Below are 22,815 nucleotides of genomic sequence, written 5' to 3' on the forward strand. Positions count from 1 at the left end.
GTCAATCGATGTTGTCGACGGTGTCGGGGTCCGGTACGTCGCCAATGGCGCTGCGCGTGGCGGCGGCCTGGCCGAGCAGCCAGTCGGCGAAGGCCTTCACCTCGGGCCGCTGCTCGCTGCGCGGCGCCAGCACCAGCCAGTACACCAGCGGTGAGTCGATGCGCGTGTGCGGCAGCGGCTCCACCAGCGCGCCGCTGGCCAGGCTCTCGGCCACCAGCGGCAGGCGCGCCAGCGCCACCCCCTGGCCGATGATGGCCGCCTGCACGATCTGCTGCGCGTAGTTGAAGTACAGCCAGCGCTGCGGGTTCAGGCGCGGCTTGCTGCTGGCCCCCTTGCGCCCGCGCGGCGCGGGCTCGGGGCCGGCGAAGTGGTCCAGCCAGCGCTGCCAGGTGAGCCATTCCAGGTGGCGCGTGCGGTGCGCGTCGCCGGCCTCGATGAGTGAACAGCCGGCCAGGTCCTCGATGCGCTGGATGGGGTGGCTTTGCAGCAGCCAGGGGCTGGCCACGGGCGTGAGTTTTTCGCCGAACAGGCGCACCGCGCCCGGTGGCACCGCCTGCGGCACGGCGTAGCGCAGCGCCATGTCGACGTCCGCGGTGGCCAGGTCCACCGCGGAATCGGTGGCGTCGATGCGGATATCGATGTCGGGGTGGTCGCGCTGGAAGGCTTCCAGGCGCGGGATCAGCCACATCGAGGCGAACGAGGCCCAGGTGGTGATGGCCACGCTCTTGCGCCCGGCGTTCTGGCGGATGTGGCGCACGGTGTGGTCCACGCGCTCGAGCGCGCTGGAGGCGGCGCGCAGCAGCATGCCGCCCGCGCTGGTGAGCTCCACCGCGCGCGTGTGGCGCAGGAACAGCGAGGTGCCCACCTCGTCCTCCAGCGACTGGATCTGCCGGCTCACCGCGCTTTGCGTGAGCGACAGCTCTTCCGCCGCGGCGCGGAAGTTCAGGTGCCGCGCGACCGCCTCGAAGGCGCGCAGGTGCCCCATGCCAATGGGGCGGGTGCGGGGGTGGCGGGGCGTCAGGCTCATGAGCGATTGATGCGGTGGACGAATCAATAGCTTAGCCGGCTTTCATTGGACGTGTTGCGCTCCAAGCCCGAGGATCACATCCGCGCCAATACCCCCTGGCGCATGGAGAAACCCCATGGAAACCCGTTCCGAATCGGCATCAACCTCGCAGCGCCCCGGCTTCGCTGTGGGCGCCCACCGGGCCATCAGCCTGCGTCCCGCCGAAGACAGCCGCCTGCTCATCACCGCCGGGCGCGCCTGGGTCACGCTGAACCTGCCGCACCAGGCCGACGGCCTCGGCGACCACCGCGTCTGCGCCGGCGAATCGCTGCTCGTGCCGGCCGGCGCCCATCTGGTGATGGAGCCCTGGAGCCGCGGCGACGCCCTGCGCTTCGACTGGAGCGTGCTGCCGCAGGCCGAGGCCCGTCCGCAGCGCTTCTCGCGTGACGTGGTCAAGCCCTCGCGCGAACTCGCGCTCGCGCTGGGCCAGGCCGCGCTGGCCTTTGGCCGGCTGCTGCGCGGCGTGCTGGGCTACACCGAGTTCCTCGTCGCCGGCCGCGGCCGCGTGCTCTCGCGCTTCGAGTCAAACCCGCCTTGATCGCGCAGCGGCCTTCTTGCGCGGCGCGCGCGCAGCCACCGCGGCTTGCAGCGCCAGTCGCGCCCAGGGCTGCATGAGGGCGGGCGATTCCATCGCCTCCTCGGGCGCCGTGAAGTAGTTCAGCCGCATGGGCTTGCCTTTGGCCTCGTAGACGAAGGGCTGGCAGCCCGCCGCCAGCCAGCGCGGCTCGGTCTCGGCATTGCCCTTCAGGTACAGCGTGTTCCAGGCCACCAGGCCCACGTTCATGCCGTCCACCGACAGGCCCCAGCCCCCGAACATGCGCCGGGCCACCACGGGGCCCAGTGGCGACAGCAGTTCACAGACGTGTTCGACGAAGGGGTCGGGGGCGGCGGGCATGGGCGAATGAAAAGGCGGGAGGCAGAATCCTGACATGGCTCGCCCCAAGTCCGCTACCCATGACCTCAAACGCGACGAAATCCTCGACGTCGCCGCCCAGTGCTTCGCGCGCCAGAGCTTCCCGGCCGCCAGCATGAACGACATCGCCAAGGCCTGTGGCACCAGCAAGGCGCGGCTGTACCACTATTACGAGAGCAAGGAAGCGATCCTGTTCGACCTGCTGGACCGCTACACCCAGCGCCTGCTGGCCCTCATCGGCGAGGCCGAGGGCCGCGCCCAGCGCAAGAACCTGTCCGAGCGCGACGCGCTGAGCGAGCTGGTGCGCGCCTTCCTGGCCGAGTACGAAACCAGCGCCACGCGCCACGCGGCCCTGGTGTCCGACACCAAGTTCCTCGGGCCGGCGCAGCGCGAACTGGTGGTGAACCGCCAGCGCGACGTGGTGGCGGCCTTCACGCGCTTCATCCGCCGCGCCTACCCCGAGCGCGTGACCCCCACCAACCAGACCGCCCTCACCATGATGCTGTTCGGCATGATCAACTGGACCTTCATCTGGCTGCGCCCGGGCGGTCCCATGAGTTACGCGGGCTTCGCCGAGGAGGTGGTGGCGGTGCTGGAAAACGGGCTGGCCGGGCGCCGGCCCGACTGAATCCGAGGGGATTTTGGCGTTTACTTATATGAAATGAATTTCGTTTAGTTAAAATTGAAGCTTCCCCCACCGGAGACAGACCCCATGAGCAAAGCCTTCGCTTCCCAAGCCGACCTGCAGGACAAGAAGATCACCTTCGAGCAGCTCAGCCCGCACTGCTGGGCCTACACCGCCGAAGGCGACCCGAACTCGGGCGTGATCATTGGCGAGAAGTTCATCATGGTCAGCGACGCCACGGCCACGCCCGCCATGGCGCAGGACCTGATTCAGCGCATCCGCCAGGTCAGCGACAAGCCCATCAAGTACGTGCTGCTGACCCACTACCACGCGGTGCGCGTGCTGGGCGCCAGTGCCTACCTGGCCGAAGGCGCCACCGAAATCATCGCCAGCCGCGGCACCTACGAGCTCATCGTCGAGCGCGGCGCCGAGGACATGCAAAGCGAGATGGAGCGCTTCCCGCGCCTGTTCCGCGGCGCCGACAGCGTGCCCGGCCTGACCTGGCCCACCATGGTCATCGGTGATGGCCAACCCGGCCGCCAGGGCTCGCTCACGGTGGACCTGGGCGGTGTGAAGGTCGAGATCTGGCACCCGGGCCAGGGCCACACGCGCGGCGACACCATCGCCTGGGTGGAAGAAGAAAAAGTGCTGTTCAGCGGCGACCTGGTCGAGTACGAGGCTGGCGTGTACACCGGCGACGCCCAGCTCGAGGAATGGCCCGCCACGCTGGAGGCCCTGCGCGCGCTCAAGGCCGAGGCCATCGTGCCGGGCCGTGGCGAAGCCATGAAGGGCAATGCCGACGTGAACAAGGCGCTGGACTACACCAAGCGCTGGGTCACCACCCTGTTCCAGGCCGGCAAGGAAGCCGCGGCCGCGGGCATGGACCTCAAGGCCGCCATGGCCCACACCCGCAAGAGCATGGACCCGGTGTTCGGCCACGTCTTCATCTACGAACACTGCCTGCCCTTCGACGTCAGCCGCGCCTTCGACGAAGCCAAGGGCATCAAGAACCCCCGCATCTGGACGGCCGAGCGCGACAAGGAGATGTGGTCGGCCTTGCAGGCCTGAGCGCGCAGCGGGCGGGCCTACAAGTCCCCACGGCCTTGCAGGCCTGAACGCGCAGCGGGCGGGCCTACAAGTCCCCACGGCCTTGCAGGCCTGAGCGCGCAGCGGGCGGGCCTGCAAGCCAACAGAGCCGCCCGTCCTCGGGTCGCACCCTTCGAGAAGCCGCCTTCGGGCGGCTTTTTGCTGTCCGCCGCTACGATGCGCGCTCCATGCCCTCCAACGACCCCCTGCTGAACGCCGCCACCGACTGGGCCGTCATCGCCATCTTTGGCGTGGTCTACCTCGGCATGTTCCTCGGCGGCCTGCCGCGCCTGCGGCTCGACCGTTCGGGCGTGGCCTTGCTCGGCGCCATCGCCGTGATCGCGGTCTCGGGCATGGGCGTGGTCGAGGCGGCCCAGGCCATCGACCTGCCCACCATCCTGCTGCTGTTCGCCTTCATGGTCATCTCGGCGCAAATGCGCCTGGGCGGCTTCTACGCCACCCTCACGCAGCGCGTGGGCGCGCTGCCGCTGTCGGACAACGCCCTGCTGGCCGCCCTGATCGCCGTGGCGGCCGCGCTGTCGGCCGTGTTTTCCAACGACGTGGTCTGCCTGGCCATGACGCCCATCGTGGCGCGCCTGTGCCTGCGGCGCGGCGCCAACCCGCTGCCCTTTCTCATCGGCCTGGCCTGCGCGGCCAACATCGGATCGGCCGCCACGCTCATCGGCAACCCGCAGAACATGCTGATCGGCTCGGTGCTGCGGCTCGACTTCGCGGGTTACGCGCGCGCGGCCGGGGTGCCGGTGCTCATCAGCCTGGTGCTGCTGTGGGGCTGGCTGGTGTGCGTGCCGCACGTGCGCGTCGAGCCCTTGCCGGCCACCGACCGGCGCTCCAGCGACCCGCCGCTGGACATGTGGCAAACCACCAAGGGCCTGGTGGTGGCGGGGGCGCTGATGGGCCTGTTCCTCTTTCGCGACGGCCCGCACGAAGTGATGGCCCTGGTGGGCGCGGCCCTGCTGCTGCTCAGCCGCCGGCTGGCCTCGGCCGAGTTCCTGAGGCTGGTGGACTGGCCGCTGCTGATCCTGTTCATGGGCCTGTTCGTGGTGAACCACGCCTTCGAACGCACGGGCCTGTCGGCCCAGGCCGTGGCCTGGCTGGCGGGGCAGGGCGTGCGCCTCACCGATCCCGGCCCGCTGATGGTGGTGGGCGTGGTTCTGTCCAACCTGGTGTCCAACGTGCCGGCGGTGATGCTGCTGCTGCCGCACCTGTCGGGCGAGCCTGGCGCGGGGGTGCTGCTGGCGCTGGCGACCACCTTCGCGGGCAACCTGCTGCTGGTGGGCTCCATCGCCAACCTCATCGTGGTCGACCTGGCTCGCGCCCAGGGCATCGTCATCGACTGGCGGCGCCACGCCGTGGTGGGCACGCCGGTGACGCTGCTGTCGCTGGGGGTGATCTGGATCTGGCTGCGCTGGGGGGCCTGAGCCCGGCGGCCACGCGGCTCAGCGCTGGGCGCTGAGCACTTCCATGTCGCGTTCGTACGACTGCAGTTCGCGCACGGCTTTGCGCCGCTGCTCGGGGGTGGTGCTGTTGTGCAGTGCGGCGAATTGCGCGCAGCCGTGGCGCACGCCGGCGTCGCTGTAGGCCTGGTAGCCCGGCGTGGGCGAGTGTTGCAGGCGCTGCAGGTGCGCCTGCAGCGCCTGCTGTGCCTGGGCGGGCTCGGCCTGGATGCGGCGAAGCGTCTGCAACAGATCGGCCTGGCGGCGCTGGCGCTCGGCCTGGGCGCGCTCAGGGTCCCAGGGCGACTCGGCGAGCCAGCGGCGCAGCAGCTCACGCTGCGCCGCGCTGAGCGGGCCGTAGAACGTCTCGCTGCGCGAGACCGCCTGGTCCAGCCGGCGCTGCAGGCGCTGCTCGGGCGAACCGCGCAGGAAGTCGCGCGCGAACTCCTCGTCGCTGCGCGCCTGGCGGCGCTGCAGCTGCTGCAGCTGCGCGGCGCTCAACTGGGGGACCAGGCGGGCGAAAGGGGGAATCAGCCGCTCGCCCGCGCCGACGAGGCGGGCGCGCACGGTCTCGAACTGCGTGCACACCTCGTGCGCCGTGAGTTCGCGTGCGGCCATGGCCTGCCACTGGCGCAGCAGTCCCGCCGCGGCGGGCAACTCCTCGCGCCGGTGCCAGGCGAAGAAGGCGTCGATGTCGCCGCGCACCTGCTCGGCCTGCGCGTCGTCGAAATCGAAATGGCTGTCCAGCCACCAGTAGCTGAAGTGGGGCGCCTGGTTGTAGGCGAAGCGCGCGGTGGTGCAGGCGGCCAGCAGGGCGGCCACGGCCAGGACCAGCAGGGCGCGGGCGATAATCCGCCGCGTTCCGGCGCCGCCCCCCTGGCCGCGTCCGGCGTACGCGAAAGAGGTCTTCATGTCGTTACCGGTGGATGTGGTGGTGATGGCCGCGGGCAAGGGCACCCGCATGAAAAGCCAACGGCCCAAAGTGTTGCACCGACTGGGCGGCCGCGCGCTGGCCCAGCATGTGATCGACTGCGCCGCGGGGTTGTCGGCGCGCTCGGTGGTGGTGATCACGGGCCATGGCGCCGAGCGGGTGGAGGCCGGCCTGACGGCGCCCGCCGCCACGGCCCTGCGCTTCGTGCGCCAGGAGCCGCAACTGGGCACCGGGCATGCGGTGCAGCAGGCGGTGCCGGTGCTGGCCGACGACGGCGTCGTGCTGGTGCTCAATGGCGACGTGCCCCTGATCGAGCCGGACACGCTGCGCGAGCTGATCGCGGCCTGCGCCGGGCAGCACCTGGCGCTGCTCAGCGTGGACACCGGCGAAGACGCCAGCGGCTACGGCCGCATCGTGCGCGCCGCGGACGCCGGGCGCTCGGTGCGGGCCATCGTGGAGCACAAGGACGCGAACGCCGAGCAGCGCCGCCTGACCGAGTGGTACAGCGGCGTGATGGCCGCCCCCGCGGCCCTGCTCAAGCCCTTGCTGGCCCGGCTGACGAACGACAACAGCCAGGGCGAGTACTACCTCACCGACGTGGTGAAGCACGCCGTGGCCGAGGGCCGCGAGGTGCGCGCCATCGTCACCGGCGACGCCGTTCAGGTGGCCGGTGTGAACAGCCCGCAGCAGCTGGCCGAGCTGGAGCGCGCCTACCAGCGGCGCCTGGCGAACCGCTTCATGGCCGATGGCGTTCGCCTGGCCGACCCGGCGCGCTTCGACGTGCGCGGCGAGCTGGTCTGCGGGCAGGACGTGGAAATCGACGTCAACACCGTGTTCGAGGGCCGCGTCGAACTCGGGGACGGCGTGCGCATCGGCGCGAACTGCGTGATCGCCAACGCGCGCATCGGTGCCGGCGCGGTGATCCATCCCTTCACCCACATCGACGGCGAAGCGGCCGGCGTGCGCGTGGGCCCGGGCGCGCTGGTCGGCCCCTTCGCGCGCCTGCGCCCCGGGGCGGACCTGGGCGCCGAGGTGCACATCGGCAACTTCGTCGAGGTGAAGAACAGCACCCTGGCCGCGGGTGCCAAGGCCAACCACCTGGCCTACCTGGGCGATGCCACCGTGGGCGAGCGCGTCAACTACGGTGCGGGCAGCATCACCGCCAACTACGACGGCGCCAACAAGCACCGCACCGTGATCGAGGCCGACGTGCACGTGGGCAGCAACTGCGTGCTGGTGGCGCCGGTCACCATCGGCGCGGGCGGCACGGTGGGCGCGGGCTCGACCATCACCAAGAGCACCGAGCCCGGGGCGCTGGCCGTGGCGCGTGGCCGCCAGGCCAGCATCGCGGGCTGGGCTCGGCCGAAGAAGGCCCCGAAGGCCTCTTGACTCAGCGCCCGCCGCGCACGTCGAACGAACTGCCGTCGTAGCGGCTGTCGCCGCCGCCAGCGCCGCCGCGGCGGCGCTGCTCGCGCGGTTTGAGTTCGTCTTCCAGGTCCATCAGGCCGCTCAGGCCCAGCACCTCGGAGTCGCGGTAGCCCGAGCGGCCATAGCGGTCGTCGAAGCCGGACATCTGCGTTTCCAGCTGCTGCATCACGCTGTCGCGCTCATCGGCCGGCTTGGGCGCAGGCGCCTTGGGCTTGGGCAGTTCCACCAGGTTGAGCTGCTCGCGGAACTCGGCCGGCGAGGGCATGCGGTGGATGCCATTCTTGAGAAAGACGAAGCGCACGCCAGCGGTCTTGAGGATGCGGTTCTTCACCTTCGTGCGCTGGCTCTTGGCCTCGGCGTTGCTCAGGTGGTACTGCTCGATGTCGAAGGCGAAGGTGGGGCGGCCGTCGGTGGCGCACACCACGAAGTCCACGCGGTGCTCGCGCAGGCGCTCCTTCGCGGCCTTCTTGCTCGCGGCGCGGCGCACCGACAGCATCTGTCCGAGGTTGATGTTGGGCAGCACCACCTGGCCGGGGAAGGTGTCCTGCAGGTAGTCGAGCATGGCCACCTGCTCGGCCGACAGGATGCGCTCCGGCCCATAGCGGTCGTCGCGGCCGTCGTCCTGGGCCCGCATGAAGCGCAGGTAGAGCCAGACGCACAGCGCCAGCACCACCGCCGCGATCACCGAACCCGTCACCATCATGTCCATGAAACCTCCTGGAGAGATGCCGCTTTTTTGAGCAAGCTTGAGATTGTATGAGGTTGTAACAGCCGATCGGGGCCGTCAATCCCGTCTCTCCCCACGACTGAGGAAGTGTGCGTTTTGCAATGCCCCCAAGGCGCTGTTTAAGCCGTTCGGTCAGAGGGGGCGGCTGAGCGGCAGGCTGGGTTGGAACTTGGCGCAACGCGTGCTGAAGAAGCCTTTGACATTTCGCACGTTCGCGTCGCCCGTGAACAGGCGTTGCGTGAGGGACAGGTAGTCGGGCATGTCCGCACAGCGCACGATCAGCACGAAGTCGGGCCCGGGGCTCACGCGGTAGCACTGCTGCACGCGCGGCTCGGCCACGGCACGGGCCTCGAAGGCGTCCAGCGCCTCGGCGCTCTGGCGCTCCAGGCTCAGCTCCACCACCACGGTGAGGCCATGGCCCAGCAGCGGGGCGAGGCGGTCGGCGTCGAGCAGGGCCACCTCGCGCGCGATCAGCCCGCGCTCGCGCAGGCGTTTGACGCGGCGCAGGCAGGTGGGTGGGCTGAGGTGGGCGCGCTCGGCCAGGGCCTGGTTGCTCAGGGACGCGTCTTCCTGCAGCAGCTCCAGCAGCCGCAGGTCGATGGCATCTATGTCCAAAAATTCCATGGTCACATTATTCATGGAATAAATCGACTTTCCATCCATTTGGTGAGAAAAATGGTCATTATTCTGTGAATTTTGACCATTCATTTCAGCAAAGGCTCACTAGCATTCGCCCACTTTCTTGTTCAGGAGCGATCACATGTGCGGCATCGTGGCGGGGGTTTCGGGGCGCGACATCGTGCCGGTGCTGGTGCAGGGCCTGCAGCGGCTGGAGTACCGGGGTTATGACTCCTGCGGCGTGGCCGTGCACAACGACGGCCTCAGGCGCGCGCGCAGCACCGCCCGCGTGGCCGAACTTGCGCAGCAGGTGCAGAGCGAGCGCATCGCCAGCGGCACCGGCATCGCCCACACGCGCTGGGCCACGCACGGCGCGCCGGCGGTGCACAACGCGCACCCGCACTTCAGCCATGGCCCGGGGGCCCCCAGCGGCGCGAACGGCGGCGCGGCCGGGCGCGTGGCCCTGGTGCACAACGGCATCATCGAAAACCACGACGAGCTGCGCGCCGCGCTGCAGGCCAAGGGCTACGTGTTCGAGAGCCAGACCGACACCGAGGTCATCGCCCACCTGATCGACTCGCTCTACGACGGCGACGTGTTCGCCGCGCTGGCCTCGGCCGTGGCGCAGCTGCACGGCGCCTACGCGCTGGCCGTGTTCCACAAGGACGAGCCGCACCGCGTGGTGGGCGCGCGCGCGGGCTCTCCGCTGGTGCTGGGCGTGGGCGCGGGCGGCGGCGAGCACTTCCTGGCCAGCGACGCCATGGCGCTCGCCGGCGTGACGGACCAGATCGTCTACCTGGAAGAGGGCGACCTGGTGGACCTGCAGATGGGCCGCTACTGGATCACCGACGCCGGCGGCCGCTCGCTCGACGCCACGCAGCGCCCCGTGCGCACCGTGCAGGCGCACAGCGGCGCGGCCGAGCTGGGCCCGTACCGCCACTACATGCAGAAAGAGATCTTCGAGCAGCCGCGCGCCATCGCCGACACGCTGGAAGGCGTGGCCGGCGTCACGCCCGAGCTGTTCGGCGACGGCGCGCACCGCGTGTTCAAGAACGTGGACCGCGTGCTCATCCTGGCCTGCGGCACCAGCTACTACAGCGGTTGCGCCGCCAAGTACTGGCTGGAGTCGATCGCCAGGATCCCCACGCAGGTGGAGGTGGCCAGCGAGTACCGCTACCGCACCAGCGTGCCCGATCCGCGCACCCTGGTCGTCACCATCAGCCAGAGTGGCGAGACCGCCGACACCCTGGCGGCGCTGCGCCACGCGCAAGGCCTGGGCATGCAGGAGACGCTGACCATCTGCAACGTGTCCACCAGCGCCATGGTGCGCGAGTGCAAGCTGGCCTACATCACGCGCGCGGGCGTGGAGATCGGTGTGGCCTCCACCAAGGCCTTCACCACCCAGCTCGCCGGCCTTTTCCTGCTGACGCTGGCGTTGGCCCAGGTGCGCGGCCACCTGAGCGAAGACGAAGAGGCCGAGCACCTCAAGCGCATGCGCCACCTGCCCGTGGCCCTGCAGGCCGTGCTGGCGCTGGAGCCGCAGGTCATCAGCTGGGCGGAGGACTTCGCGCGCATGGACAACGCGCTGTTCCTGGGCCGCGGCCTGCACTACCCCATCGCGCTGGAGGGGGCGCTCAAGCTCAAGGAGATCAGCTACATCCACGCCGAGGCCTACCCGGCCGGCGAGCTCAAGCACGGCCCGCTGGCCCTGGTGACGGCCGCCATGCCCGTGGTGACGGTGGCGCCCAACGACACCCTGCTGGAAAAACTCAAGAGCAACATGCAGGAGGTGCGCGCGCGCGGTGGCGTGCTCTACGTGCTGGCCGACGCCGACACGCGCATCGCCAGCAGCGAGGGCATCCACGTCATCCGCATGCCCGAGCACTATGGCGCGCTGTCGCCCATCCTGCACGTGGTGCCGCTGCAGCTGCTGGCGTACCACACGGCGCTGGCCAAGGGCACGGACGTCGACAAGCCGAGGAACCTGGCGAAGAGCGTGACGGTGGAGTGAGGCGCCGCGGATCGCTGATCGATTGTTTCTGACAAATAAAGTCGAAAACAGCGAAATAGAGTCGAAAACAAAACAATAAAGTCGAAAACTACGGCAGCGACGCTGACATGGCCATCAACCTGAGTTCAGTCATTGACAGTTCTTCAGTTGGGGAGCTGTGCAGCGACTGCCGCTAGGCGCGTCTACACGTTGAACTCACGGTCTTGGCGTAAGAGCTGTCGTCCAAATGCTAGCCAATGGCAGCATACTGCTGAGAGCTTGCGCTATAGGGGTCGGGCATGCATTTAGGAATTGAGCAACACACAGGACTGGTCTTTGAAGGCACGGGGAACCCCGACATTCCCGCCATGCCGATGCCAACGGTGACGCATGCGAAGTTCATCGATACTGCAGACGATTGGAAGGCGCTCCCGAGTCCTTCGGAGGCTTTTGGTCTCGTGTTCCGAGAGGATTCGTATGACCCGGTAAGCCGAACGCGCAGAGGCCGCCTCTATCAGCAAACCAGCGGTGCTCAGCCTTCGAGGCTTATCGTTTCCGCCCACCCCCATGACCGCGGCTTGATTCCAGGCTACGACAAAGCAACCTACAAGTCGCTGTTCGTCTATACGTCTTGCTTCGAAATCCTACAGCGGCCGAACCAGGGCCAAGGTTCGGTTTTGGCGCTAGGGTCGTCGCGCGCAGCGTCAGCGTGGCGCGTCGTGCAAACGGAGGCGCTATACAGCGGCGCCGTGATGGTGACGCTTAAAGCGTTGTCAGCATTCAGCATCCTGCCTGAGCTCGACCTCAACAAGATCGACGAGCAGCTCCGACCTGCGGTCGCTCAGGCAATCGCGCGCGTCCTCGACTCCGCCTTCAAGGAGTCACCTGGCTCTGTCGTTGACAACTGCCGCGATGCCATGCAGGCGATTCTCTCCTCATGGCTTGCTCAGAGTGGCTCGCCCGACACGATCATTGGCAGGGAGCTTGCGCAAGTCTCTGCGACTATAGAGGGTGCACCCTATGAGCGAATCTGCGTGGGTCACCTGGGCAAGGTGTGCGCGAAGCTGCACAGCCGGAACAAGAGCAATGCGCAGCGCCAAAATGGTTATCGACCCATCATGGAAGAGGACGCCGAGCTCGCCATTCATGCTGTTGGCTTCGCAATCCGAGACCTTGAATGGGCGAAAGCCTAAAGCGGCCTGCAATTTCAACCTGCCCGCGCCTTGCGGCCTATTCAGTTCGAAGTCACTCCAGCCACCCGAGAGGCCGTGCAATCCTGGATCAAATTGGCCGGGTTGAAACAGAAGGCGCTCTCTTGCCCTGCTGCATGAACGAATCGCCGCACTTGGGGACTCGCCAGTATGAACAGATCCTCGGGCGGCAGGTCGACAACCTGGGGCTGGACCGCGCGGATTAGTCTTCGGCTTCGCAGCGGGTGTCGCCGGTCACATTCGGCCCGCGTACTCACGCTGTTGGCGCGAAGCCACCATTGGACGCGGCAACCGGTGCTGACCCGTCTGGCCGTGTTAAGGCGGTTAGCCTCGCCTCCCCTATTCCTTGAGCCACGACTTTTTGATCCCCTCGAAGTTGAGTTGCTTCCACTCTTCCTTCCAGAGCTGGTAGTACGGAATATCTGTCGACGAGGGTGGAGGATCGCAGCGCTGCACCTGGACCAACGATGGCATCACCACCGACTCACCGATCAGAAGCGCCTCGCCTGCACCCAGGGTCGGCAACTTGTCGCACAGGTTACCGAGGGTGTCAGGCAACAGGCGGGCGACGTAACTCTGGTCGCTCGGGTTGGTCAAGCGCATCGCCAGGAAATTGCTGCACTGGGAGAAGATCGTCTCGGAGATTTCTGACGGCCGCTGACTCGACAGAAGCAGCGTGACGCCGTACTTGCGCCCTTCCTTTGCAATGCGCTCGATCGAGAGCTTGGAAGCGCGAAAACGTACCAGGTCGCTGTTGGGCACGTACTTGTGAGCCTCCTCATAAACGAGCAGGAGCGGCGCGTCGGTATTGAACTGCTCTTTCGCCGCCGTGCGCATCACTTTGTAGTGATATCCATATTCGAAAAGGATCCGCGAGATCAGTGACACGGTGATGCTCAGGACCTCAAACGGAACGCCGCTCAAGTCGACGATCGTGACGTTGGACTTCGTATCGCCGTAGCCGATCAGGCTCATCAGAGTACCTTCCAGCGTGGCTGTATCCGCAGCCGGACCGAAGAGGAACTGCAGGCGGTCCTGCTCGACCTTGCCCTCGAACCGCGTGAAGAACTTGTCCAGTGTCTTGTCAGCGTAGCTCCCGCCCGTGATGCTTTGCGACTTGGTCGGATGAAAATCGAGTCGCTTAGAAAAGTAAAGATCCAAGCGCTGATCCGCCGTGAGCAGCAGCCCATGGCCACTATCAGTCTTGCCCTCAGTCAGCAACGCGTAGCTGCCGTCGTTCACCATGTACCGCGCCTCGTTCTTCGAGTTCACGGTTTCGTTCTTGATGTTGTACAGCGCGTTCAGCACTTCATGGATGTCGAACTTGAGAGGACTGTCGTAGAAGACGTTCTTCGCGCACTTGTTGTGGCGCTTCTTGTTCTCCGTGACCAAATGGCGAAACACTGCCGATTGGTTGTAGTTGTCGCGCTCGCCCGTATCCAGAAGCACCTCCTCCAGTTCTTCGCTGTTGAGCAGCCAGTAAGGCAAGGTCAGTGTGCTGGCATCCAGGAAGTTCGCGTCGGGGAATGCCGTCCGGTACTCGGAGTGGATGTCGAAGATGACGACGTGGGAGTTGTTCAGCGAGTAATCGCCGTCTTTCGCGCGCACTGCGGTCTGGATGATCTTGGCGATGGTGTGCGACTTGCCCGCGCCAGTGGAACCCACGACGGCAAGATGCTTGTTGAAGAACCGGTCCCCGTCGACGGGGACGGAGATCTTCTCGTTGGACACCAGCGCGCTGAATGCGAACTTCTTTGCCGGCTCAATCGAATCCTCGAAGATTTTCTTGATGTCTTCGTCCGTCGCCGGCGCCACGCCAGTGGGAGGGATGGTCAGCGTATCGCCGCCACGAATGAACTTGCCGTCAGCGATGATTCCCAGCGGCAAGGCCTCGATGAGGTGACGACGCTCGCCGCTGGCAGTTACTTCGATGCAGAAGTTCTCGATGATCGCGATGAGCGCGCATTCTTCGATATCGGTGATGCGCAGATATGAGCCCACCTTGAGGCTCTTATCGTTTGCGAATGCCGAGATGTTGCCAACCGAGATCTTCACCTTGTCCGGGAAGACAGCAATCACTTCGGCCTTGATGTCATTGGAATCGTTCATGCCTGCATGACCTCCTGAAGCAGATAGGCACTGTCACTCTTGATCGAATGGAGCCCTGTGCCCTTGGGCAGGAGGGCTGAGTCCAACGGCGAGCCTTGGTGAAAGTCGTAGACCTCGACGAGCGAGCCTTTGCAGGCAGCCATGGTCGGCGCTAGCTCGTGCTCATCGGGGACGAATTTGAGCGTCCAGAGTCTTTCTTTGGTGGGGCGCTCCGCCAGCATCTCGGGTGAGAAAGCCGAACCGTGGAAGGGATAGCCGTCAATGAAGGCCACGCCCTGCCTCCAAAGGCTCTCCTTGAGCTCAACCAACTGTTCGGGCGTCAGGCCTCGCAGCAGCACGTAGGGGCAAAACCGATCGGTAGCAGGCGTCCGCATATGCTCCGTGTGCGAGAACTTCCGCCCAAGCCCGGCGAGCATGCGACTGGCCTTGGCCACTTCGAACTCTTCGCCCATCTCGATCACGAAGAATCTCGAAGCCTGGGGCAGCTTAGTCGTGCGATGAGAGAAGTACTTTCGACGGACCATCCTCGCGAAGTACTCGCGCCCCATGTAATCCCTCAGCCAGGCGTTGAAGACCACCTCCTTGCGGTTGATTGCCTTCAAGAACTGCGCCTTGGTTACCTTTCGCTGCGCCACGTCCGCTTCGATTGCGAGTCCCTGAACGACGTTGATCGCCATCGGATAGAAGAAGATCCGCGCATCATCGCTGTTGCACCCGGAGATCTCGCGCACCATCAGTTTGATCAACGTCTCCTTCTGAGCGTCATAGGACGGCGCGCTCACGTTGATGTCCAGCAGCGCGAGAAAGTCGGCCAGCTGTTCGTCGGTGAGCACCAGTTCTTCGTGCACTTTGTGGACCTTCTTTTCCTTCGTGAAGGTAAGAAAGTGTTCCTTCACGAAGTCGCCCGTCAGGGGAAGCGTGAGCTTGTGCTGCCCGCTTTGGTAATAGCCGTGAAGCCGGTACCGGAACATTTGGTCTCTGGAGCAGCCCGCGGCATGGAAATGCCGCAGCATGTGCACGACCGCGTCCTTAATCACCGAGTGGTTGTACTCCGTGCCTTCGTAGTACTTGCACTGCACGAAGGCGCTCTCACCCGGATCATCCAGGTCTATGTCCTCCACGCCTTCGACCGTCACGCTGCCATGAGGGGACGCCTCGAGCAGACTCACGATCGTCTGGTCGAACTGGTAGAAGTAGCCTTTGATCGTCGCGATCGCGCTGCGGTCTTTCACTGTCTATCCTCGGGTGATGCTCAACGGCGGTCGGCCTCACGGCGTAGAGGGTTCGCCGCCGCCGTAGCCAGGCGCATGAGATAGCTCGCGTGCGGCAACGCCAAGGTCCTGCCAGGCGTGCGGGTGGCAGCTAAACACCAGGATCTGATGTCTTTGAGCGGCGTCGTAGAGCACCCGCTTCATCTGGCCCAGTCGATCTTTGTCGGTGTGAACCAGGGCGTCGTCTAGGATGAGCAACGTGGGCTTGCCAGCCTCTTGCAGAAGGTCCGCGTAGGCCAGCCGCGCGACGACACCCATCTGCTCCCGTGCCCCGACGCTGAGTTCCTCGAAATCACCGGTCTCCGCGCCGTTGGTGCCGACTCGGGTGATGCGTCCCGGTGATAGGTCATCACTCACCTCGATGCCCGCGCCCGGGAACAGGATCTGTAGGTAGTGGTTCAGGTGTCGCTGAAGTGGCGCGCGCAGGCGTCGTGCCAGCGCGGCGCGCTTCTCTGTGAGCAGCTTGAGAAGATGGCTCAGCGCCTTGGCCCGGCGTTCGAGCTCGGTGCACCGTCTCTCCATGTGGTCGAGCTCGCGCTGTTTGTCCGCGGCGGCCTCTTCCAGCCCCAAGGCGCCCTTGGCCTCCAGGTCCGCCTCCAACCGGATGATGTCGCTCCCGCGTTGGGCGTACGCGCTCTCAAGCTGCTTGGCGCTCCGCTCAAACCGCTCGACGTCCTGCTGCAGAAGTGCAACGTTGAGCGTGCGCAGTTGCTCGGCGAGTGCTTCCACACCTGCCCGCGCCGTGGTCTCGTTCGCAAGGGCATCGGTCAGGGCATGGCTGGCGTCCGCTTTCCTTTTGGCGCGAAGTGGGTCGGCCAGTGTCGCCTGGGCCGCTGCCAGCTCTTCGCTCGCGACGCTGAGCAGGGCCATCGCTTCGCTCACCGCGAGCTTGGAGTCGTTCAGCTGGGACGTCGCATCTTCCAGTATGACCTTCGCCGTGGATTCATCCGATTCCGCTTGCGACACGGATACGCCGGCAGTTTCAGCCCCGACAGGTTCCGTCAAGTTCTGCAGTGCTTGCTTCGCCTCCGTCAGCTTGGTCGACAGCGCCGCTATGTCCACCGCCAAGGCGGCCACCCCCTTCGGAGCGTGGGCCTCCAAGACGGATTTCGCCGCCTTGGCCTCCGCCGCGCGCTGCACGTGCTGGCGCTCACGCTCTTCCGCAGCCGCCAAGTTCGCCACACCCAGGCGCTGGAGCAGCTCCGCCAGGACTTTGCGCTGTTGATCACGATCCGCAATCAGGCTTTGAAGGCCCTCACCGCCCGGCAGCACCGTGATGCGCCCCACCCCCTCAATGTCGATGCCCGTGCGCTCCACCACGGTGAGGCGGTCGGTGGCATTCACCTGGACACCGGCGACCTGCACCTTCGCGCTGGGCTGGAGGCGGAACTCCAGCGCGGTTGATACCGCATCCAACCGAGCCTGCGCGGTGCGCAGGCTCTCCGTGACTTCGCGCAGGCGCTTGAGCTCCGCGCCGGGCATGGCGAGCGACAGCGTCTCGGCCTGCAAGCTTGTTAGCTCTTCCTGCTTGAGCTGCGCTTGGCGGTGACTCCGGCTCAGGGCTTGTACTTGGGCCGCGAGCTCGGTCACCGCCTTCTCCTGGGCCTGCCAGGTCGCCACTTGGCGCGCCGCTGCCAGTCGGTCGCGCGCCCTCATGCTCGCGTGTTCAGCCTGCGCATGGCGCGGCTCCCAGGCCTGGAGCTGACCGTTGGCCTGCGCCAGCTTGTCCTGCGCCGCCTCCAGCTTCTCCTCGCGCAGCTTCACCGCGTCGTCGTCGCGTGCCATGAGCTGCAGTTGTTGGCGCTGGGCGTCAACCTGCGCCGAAGCCTGCTTGAGCAGCAACTCTTGCGCGGTCCTCCGCTGGGCAAGCCCCAACGCGTCGGCCAGCTTGACCTGCGCTTGCTCAAGTTGCGCGCGCAGGGTCAGCCAGGGCCGAGCCTCGCCGTCTTGCCCATGATCAAGACGCAATGCCGCCAGCCGGTCCACGGCGATTCGGTACGCGTTAATCTCCACGCGCAATAACTGCAGCTCTTCGAGCAGCGCTGTGCGGCGCTTGATCGCTTCCCCGTATGCACCGCGCGGTGCCTCGGTGGACGGCGTCAGCAGCTGATTGCGCTCGGTCTCAACCGCCTTGATGACCTCATCGCCGCTTGTGGCCGCGAGTTCGCCAAGGGAGTCCCCCATCGCGTTGCGCAGATGATCGCTTGCGAACCCGACGACCTTGGCAATTTCATGCGACGTGCCCTGCTTAATCCAGAGCAACCCGGGGATACCCATGTGCTCGGGCGAGCTGGCGCCCTTTCCGGCGAAGCTGAAGCCCAGCAGCTCTCCCAGGTGATCCTCGGCCTCTGCTCCTTCCAGCGTCTTGCCATCGATGATGAGCTGGCATCGCTTCTTGCCCAGAAACGCCTTGCTCAGCCGAGCGGGTTTCCCGCCGAGTGCGAAAGCGATCTCCACAGACGGCGTGGCGGAGCTGTCGCTCCACGGACGCAAGCCACTGATCGCGCTCGACTTGTGCCGCTCGAAAAACGCGGCCCGGATGGCTTCGGCTACGGTGGACTTCCCCGACTCGTTCGGGGCGACGAACAGGTTCAGTCCGTCAGCGAAGTCGCACAACTCCAGCGGGGCCCGAAAGCGCTTGAAATTCTCGATTCGCACCCGCTTGAGCTTCATGCGCAGGCTCCTTTCGCTGGTGCTTGGTCGTCCAGGATCCGCGCCAGCGCTAGCAGCGCGTCACGCGCCAGTTCGGGCTCTGCGCTGGCTTGCTGCTCGCGCAGCTCCTGCAGGGCCTCGCCCACAAAGCCGTCGGCACGCAGCGTTTGAATATCTTCCTCGGTTGGCTCGAGCCTGAGCGCCTCAGCGTTCCACAGGATGGCCCGCGCCTTGGCGCGCGCCGCCCCGAGCGCGGCCGTCAGCTTGCGGTGTCCCGCCAGATTGCAGGTGCCGGACAGGCGCAAGTGAAGGACATCATTGCCACTCACTCCGTCTAACGCTTGCACCACTTCGTCGACGTCTGAATCGACGGCCATATGCTGCTCGAGCTGACGCCAGTTGAATTTTCCGGTGGGTACCGCTGTGACAATAGGCTCGAGTGACGTCGACTCTATGGCCACGAGCAGTGCCTGACCCGACTCGTTGGCTTTAAAGCGGTCCGATTCCGGCGTGCCGGCGTACCAGGTCTTGCTATCCACCTGCTTGGTGCCGTGCCAGTCTCCTAGCCCCAGGTAAGCCAGTCCCGCGCTCTGCGCCCGGCCCGCCGCGATCGGATTGGTCGAGTCCACGTCTGCGGGTAGGATGCCCTGCACACTGCCGTGCGCCAGACCGACTCGCGGCAGGTCGTCCGATGGAACGTGCGTCGCGAACCATTCGGTGAGGTCGGCATAGGTATGGCGCTGGGTCAGCGGTGCCGGCAGCAATGTGAACTTGCCTGCCACCACAAAGGGCCTTGGCTCTAGGCACACGATGACGTTGTCGGGGATTGCCCCCAAGCGATGTGCCCGGTTCCACACCGACTCCGCCAGCGCAGCATCGTGATTACCCGGGATCAGGACCCAGGTCCCGGTAAAGCCTTGCATGGCGTTGAACAGCCGCCGAATAGTCTTCTCGGCCACCGTCTGGGCGTCAAACACGTCGCCAGCGACCAGCACTGCGTCCACGCCTCTATCGGCCGCGATACTGGCCAGGCGCTCCACGGCAGCGAATCGTGCCTCAAATAGAGCGGCCGCGTCGTCGGTCTCAAACTGCGCGAACACTCGACCGATCTGCCAGTCGGCCGTATGCAAAAATGAGATCAAGTCATCCCCCTGATCGCTTGATTTGATGGAATTCCCTTGCAGCGGCGACTTGATGCGCCGTTCACCACCAGTCTAACGTTTTGAAACACTGCACGGCAGTGCACTGCTCGGACGAATCGCGAGAGGTTTCTCCGTTCGTTCGAGCACGAAATCAGGGGTTGTTTCGCGGCGTTGTGACCAATTTTTCAGCGGTCTGTTTGGTGTTACTGACGACCCGTTTTGGTCAACTACGGCCTTTCGGCCTCGAAGCGCAGGTGGCTGCACCCAGTCTCGAGCGGCCGATGCTCAACAACTCGCGCTGCGACCTCCTTGATATGGGATGAGATCCATAGGAACATAGGGCGCGCGCATGGCTCTTGCTCCCATGCCCCTCCCTGGCGACGGATCGTCGACCTGAGCTGCTATGGCCATGGAGCTTCTGCCATTCAATTCTGCGGTTCTTCCTTGGTTGACGGGCGAGACCCTGTTCAGCCTCTGCAGTCGGCATCATCGCCTCTGGGGATTTTCGAACTCATCCCAGTCTACGGAGATTCTTTTCGGTTCACCGAGGCGAGGGACGCAACATGACTTTCCCTGCGCGTTGGATGTGTTCGCGGATCGAACGCAAGGGCTTCTTGGTTCGGCGAACGAGATTGCCAGACAGCGTACTGTGCTGAAGTTCTACGCTCCGTTTCGAGGCGCGGGTGAAGTGCAGGATGCAGTTGTCATGATGCGAAGCGCCTCCGTGGCACATCTGAAGTATCGATTGGGGCTTCTGACGAGTCGGTTTCGTGCGCATCACCCGCTCAAGTCTTGCCCTCAGTGCAGGCATCGTGATCTCGTGGAGTGTGGTTGGGTCTATTGGCGAGGCCATCTTCAATACCCCGGGGTCTGGATGTGCCCGGAGCACAAGATTCCTGTGCAGGAGTCGGCGCTGAAAGCGACCGGGGTGGCTCGTTTCCAGTGGCATCTTCCTGCTGAGGAAGATCAACACAGTCTTGAGGCTTTGAGAACGGACTGGATGCAAGCAAGTGCACTCAAGCTCGCAACCATGACCGTCGATCTGGTGGAGTCCATAACGGAGGATGGCTGGTTGAGCCGGCATCGCTTCCAGGCCGCGGTGAGATCCCGCATGCTGGCCAATGGCTGGCTTCTTACATCGGGCAGGCTGCGGCTCGAAGATGCCGCAAGCTCCTTCCTTCAGCATGTACGACCACTTCGACGTATTCCGGAACTAGCAGCTCTGCCGAGCTCCGTTGAAGAGGCGAAATCACAATTGGGTCGACTTCTGCGGCCGATGAGAAGTGGAACGCATCCGCTTCGATGGATGGTCGTCGCGAGCTGGCTGTTTGACGACGTGGATGATCTTCGAGCGGAACTCGCGCATCCCAGCGAAAGGGACTGTTGGCCGGAGGTGAACAAGGAACTCAGTCAGGGGGCAACTGATAAGGAGGACGTGCGCGTTCGACTGGTGGCGTTCATGAGCGAAGGGGCGTCTGCCACATCAGCAGCGCGTGAGTACGGAGTGGACGTCAAGACCGCCATGGCATGGGCAGCATCTTCTGGGATTTCCACGAAGCGTAGGTCGAAGAAGCTGACGGCGGAAAGCCTGCTTTCAATCTTGCAGGCGCTTCAATTTGGCGACGACAGAAATGAACTCGCTCAGCGGTATAGCATTTCGAGTGGGACCATCACTCGCATCCTCATGACCGAGGTGGGGCTGCACGCCCAATGGGTCGCTGCTAGGAAAGCGAGATCCCGAGAGCGCGCACGTTCGACGTGGCTATCCCTTCTGGCAAGTGGCGAACATCAGGGCTTGAAGTGGATGAGAAAACTGGAGCCAGCCGCTTATGCGTGGCTGTATCGCAACGACACCGCCTGGCTTCGGGCCAACCTTCCGCCTGCTCCGAAAGAAAGTGCCCGCAGGGCGAGCCCAGCGGTTCGTTGGGATGTCCGTGATTTGGAGCTCAGTGCACGTGTCTTTCAGACTGCGCTGTCGCTGTCGAAGAACGGGGCAACAACGTTGCGACTCTGGCAGTTGTACCAGGTCCTTCCAGAGCTGAAGGCGAAACTAGGTCAACTACAACGGCTGCCCTTGACGCAGCGAGCGCTCGAGACCGTCCTTACAAGACGCGCAACTTCCACTTCCCCGAGCGAGCTACTCTGATTGCGCAGCCCGGCCGCTTTCCTGTCTTTGTGCATGATGGTTGACATGCAAATATGCGCTAGATTATGCTTTATGCATGCTCGAAACAGCGTCGCTCGCCAGGTTGCTCAACGCTAGGGAGGCGTGCAGACAGCGCGGCATTTCCCAGGCGCAAATTGCGTCTGCCGTTGGTGCCAGTCAGTCGCAGGTAAGCCGGATCTTGAACGGGCGAGGGCTGCGTAGATCTCGCTTGCTTGAAGATGTGTGCCTCTACGTCGAGCGCTTCGAAGTCGGCGTGACGGCCGATGCGGTGAGGGGCAACGAAGAGCTTGTCGACGCGTTGCGTTCTGCGTGGGACGGATCGGCCGGGCACGCAAAGGCATTGTCAACCGTCATTCGGTCCCTCTCTGCATTGCGACCTACGCCGATCAGTCGGTTGTAGGCTAGAAGGGCCCCCAGATTGCTCGTCGTACCTGCCCCCAAGCCTGGCGAGCTTGCCATCGGCTATTGGGGGGCCGTCCTCCGGTGGAACGGATTGAGTCGGAACGTCGCGGATGGACGTCAAGCGTTACGCCTATTCACAGGGCAATCGGTCAACTTCTGTGACGTACCTCGCGTCGAACTCTTGGCGAAGATCGCAGCAATGGACCTTGAGTCATATGTTCGGCATCACACAATGTTTCCTCTTCGTCGTGCAGTGACAAAAGACGTCTCCGGAGGGATGCTGGGGCAAGGAAAGTACCGTGCTTCCATGATCAGCGGGGGCACGTTGCGAGTGCCAAGACCGCAAGCTTATCTTTGCCAAGAATGCGTGCGCGAGGATCTTGGCTTTCACGGCTATGCCTACTGGCGTCGAGAACACCAACTGCCTGGGCAATGGAGATGTGACAAACATGGCGCCACACTGTCTCGCGTTGGCATAAGCCAGGCGGAGGCGTTCTACGCCTCGCCGGCCCAGATGCTGCCGCAGGCCAAGGTTGAGAGTGACTTGATGTTCGAGAAGGATGCGACGGATTGCGCGACGTACCGGTTCTTCGATATCTGTTCGCACCTGCTAGGCGGCGTTGTTGTCCTCCCCCTCGATGCCGTCTTTTCTGCAGCCAAGTATCGAGCCGAAGATCTTGGGATCAATACTGAAGCCTGCACCCTTGTCCGTCACCTGCTAAAACTAGAAGAAGTCCAGGCCTGCTATGACCGGCGATGGCTCGATGCCTTGAGTCAAGAAGGACTCACGAGACATGTGTTCAGCGATGACGTCTCAGGGAGTGCGATGTTCTCTACGCTGTCGGCCGCCCTTGTATTCGCGGCCTTGTACGAGACGAGTGAAGAAGCGATTTCAGGGATGGTTCTCTCAACAAGAGAGTGCACGAAAAGTCATTGACTCAGATTCGCATAGTTGCTGATAGGTAAACCGGAAAGCAATGGACGGGGCACTGGGGGGACTGCAACAGTGGTAGCGCCTTCCCA

At 64.8% G+C, this 22,815-nt stretch carries 19 protein-coding genes; 10 read left to right on the forward strand and 9 right to left on the reverse strand.

Features of this window, described 5'->3' with window-relative positions; translation table 11 throughout:
- Window position 1 precedes the first annotated feature (1 nt).
- Window positions 2–1,027: a LysR substrate-binding domain-containing protein gene (locus tag DY262_RS09585; protein ID WP_116958692.1), complete on the reverse strand. Its 1,026-nt coding sequence runs from the start codon at window positions 1,025–1,027 to the stop codon at window positions 2–4.
- 115 nt (window positions 1,028–1,142) lie between these two features.
- Between DY262_RS09585 and DY262_RS09590 the strand changes: the two genes are divergently transcribed.
- Entirely contained in the window at window positions 1,143–1,604 is a 462-nt protein-coding gene (locus tag DY262_RS09590; RefSeq protein WP_116958693.1) for a DUF2917 domain-containing protein, read from the forward strand.
- On the opposite strand, the gene DY262_RS09595 is transcribed toward DY262_RS09590, so the two are convergent.
- Window positions 1,590–1,961: a TfoX/Sxy family protein gene (locus tag DY262_RS09595; RefSeq protein ID WP_116958694.1), complete on the reverse strand. Its 372-nt coding sequence runs from the start codon at window positions 1,959–1,961 to the stop codon at window positions 1,590–1,592. The two genes, DY262_RS09590 and DY262_RS09595, sit on opposite strands and share 15 nt — an antisense overlap.
- A 34-nt stretch (window positions 1,962–1,995) precedes the next feature.
- On the opposite strand from DY262_RS09595, the gene DY262_RS09600 reads away from it, so the two are divergent.
- The 3 genes from DY262_RS09600 to DY262_RS09610 all read left to right on the forward strand — a co-directional run bounded on the left by DY262_RS09600 (window position 1,996) and on the right by DY262_RS09610 (window position 5,129).
- On the forward strand, window positions 1,996–2,607 hold the full coding sequence (locus DY262_RS09600) for a TetR/AcrR family transcriptional regulator (RefSeq protein WP_070400340.1): 612 nt from the start codon (window positions 1,996–1,998) through the stop codon (window positions 2,605–2,607).
- 84 nt (window positions 2,608–2,691) lie between these two features.
- Window positions 2,692–3,672, forward strand: a complete 981-nt coding sequence (locus DY262_RS09605; RefSeq protein WP_116958695.1) for an MBL fold metallo-hydrolase — start codon at window positions 2,692–2,694, stop codon at window positions 3,670–3,672.
- Between the two features lie 206 nt (window positions 3,673–3,878).
- Window positions 3,879–5,129, forward strand: coding sequence for an SLC13 family permease (locus DY262_RS09610; RefSeq protein WP_116958696.1), 1,251 nt, complete (start codon window positions 3,879–3,881; stop codon window positions 5,127–5,129).
- A gap of 18 nt (window positions 5,130–5,147) precedes the next feature.
- Here DY262_RS09610 and DY262_RS09615 read toward each other — a convergent pair whose 3' ends face one another.
- A complete protein-coding gene (locus tag DY262_RS09615) occupies window positions 5,148–6,056 on the reverse strand; it encodes a DUF6279 family lipoprotein (RefSeq protein ID WP_116958697.1) in 909 nt (302 codons plus the stop codon).
- Here DY262_RS09615 and glmU point away from each other — a divergent pair.
- Window positions 6,055–7,464 (forward strand): bifunctional UDP-N-acetylglucosamine diphosphorylase/glucosamine-1-phosphate N-acetyltransferase GlmU, encoded by a 1,410-nt coding sequence (gene glmU / locus DY262_RS09620; protein WP_116958698.1) that lies wholly within the window; start codon window positions 6,055–6,057, stop codon window positions 7,462–7,464. The genes DY262_RS09615 and glmU overlap by 2 nt on opposite strands.
- Window position 7,465: 1 nt before the next feature.
- Here the strand turns inward: glmU and DY262_RS09625 are convergent, their stop codons facing one another.
- Both DY262_RS09625 and DY262_RS09630 read right to left on the reverse strand, forming a co-directional pair.
- Window positions 7,466–8,212 carry a DUF2726 domain-containing protein gene (locus tag DY262_RS09625; RefSeq protein WP_070400336.1) on the reverse strand — a complete coding sequence of 249 codons (747 nt, stop codon included), beginning with the start codon at window positions 8,210–8,212 and terminating at the stop codon, window positions 7,466–7,468.
- Between the two features lie 150 nt (window positions 8,213–8,362).
- Window positions 8,363–8,854 (reverse strand): Lrp/AsnC family transcriptional regulator, encoded by a 492-nt coding sequence (locus DY262_RS09630; RefSeq protein WP_116958699.1) that lies wholly within the window; start codon window positions 8,852–8,854, stop codon window positions 8,363–8,365.
- A 136-nt stretch (window positions 8,855–8,990) separates the two neighbouring features.
- On the opposite strand from DY262_RS09630, the gene glmS reads away from it, so the two are divergent.
- The gene (gene glmS / locus DY262_RS09635; protein ID WP_116958700.1) at window positions 8,991–10,859 is read left to right on the forward strand and encodes a glutamine--fructose-6-phosphate transaminase (isomerizing); all 1,869 of its coding nucleotides are present in this window, start codon (window positions 8,991–8,993) and stop codon (window positions 10,857–10,859) included.
- Window positions 10,860–11,137: 278 nt separating this feature from the next.
- Entirely contained in the window at window positions 11,138–12,031 is an 894-nt protein-coding gene (locus DY262_RS21590; RefSeq protein WP_147326200.1) for a hypothetical protein, read from the forward strand.
- Window positions 12,032–12,388: 357 nt separating this feature from the next.
- Here the strand turns inward: DY262_RS21590 and herA are convergent, their stop codons facing one another.
- Genes herA through DY262_RS09660 form a run of 4 tightly spaced genes read right to left on the reverse strand, consistent with a single transcriptional unit; the run spans window position 12,389 to window position 19,223 of the window.
- On the reverse strand, window positions 12,389–14,158 hold the full coding sequence (gene herA, locus DY262_RS09645; protein WP_070401328.1) for an anti-phage-associated helicase HerA: 1,770 nt from the start codon (window positions 14,156–14,158) through the stop codon (window positions 12,389–12,391).
- Entirely contained in the window at window positions 14,155–15,390 is a 1,236-nt protein-coding gene (locus DY262_RS09650) for a DUF4297 family anti-phage-associated protein (protein WP_070401327.1), read from the reverse strand. The genes herA and DY262_RS09650 overlap by 4 nt, the downstream gene beginning before the upstream one ends.
- A gap of 36 nt (window positions 15,391–15,426) precedes the next feature.
- Window positions 15,427–18,102: an AAA family ATPase gene (locus DY262_RS09655; protein ID WP_070401326.1), complete on the reverse strand. Its 2,676-nt coding sequence runs from the start codon at window positions 18,100–18,102 to the stop codon at window positions 15,427–15,429.
- Entirely contained in the window at window positions 18,099–19,223 is a 1,125-nt protein-coding gene (locus DY262_RS09660; RefSeq protein WP_070401325.1) for a metallophosphoesterase family protein, read from the reverse strand. The genes DY262_RS09655 and DY262_RS09660 overlap by 4 nt, the downstream gene beginning before the upstream one ends.
- Window positions 19,224–19,632: 409 nt before the next feature.
- On the opposite strand from DY262_RS09660, the gene DY262_RS09665 reads away from it, so the two are divergent.
- The 3 genes from DY262_RS09665 (at window position 19,633) to DY262_RS09675 (ending at window position 22,729) form a co-directional block, all read left to right on the forward strand.
- Window positions 19,633–21,369 carry a TnsD family Tn7-like transposition protein gene (locus DY262_RS09665; RefSeq protein ID WP_175442909.1) on the forward strand — a complete coding sequence of 579 codons (1,737 nt, stop codon included), beginning with the start codon at window positions 19,633–19,635 and terminating at the stop codon, window positions 21,367–21,369.
- A 76-nt stretch (window positions 21,370–21,445) separates the two neighbouring features.
- On the forward strand, window positions 21,446–21,790 hold the full coding sequence (locus DY262_RS09670) for a helix-turn-helix domain-containing protein (protein WP_083293391.1): 345 nt from the start codon (window positions 21,446–21,448) through the stop codon (window positions 21,788–21,790).
- A gap of 18 nt (window positions 21,791–21,808) precedes the next feature.
- Window positions 21,809–22,729 carry a TniQ family protein gene (locus DY262_RS09675; RefSeq protein ID WP_083293390.1) on the forward strand — a complete coding sequence of 307 codons (921 nt, stop codon included), beginning with the start codon at window positions 21,809–21,811 and terminating at the stop codon, window positions 22,727–22,729.
- Window positions 22,730–22,815 lie beyond the last annotated feature (86 nt).

The organism is Hydrogenophaga borbori, from assembly GCF_003417535.1.
GTDB lineage: Bacteria > Pseudomonadota > Gammaproteobacteria > Burkholderiales > Burkholderiaceae_C > Hydrogenophaga > Hydrogenophaga borbori.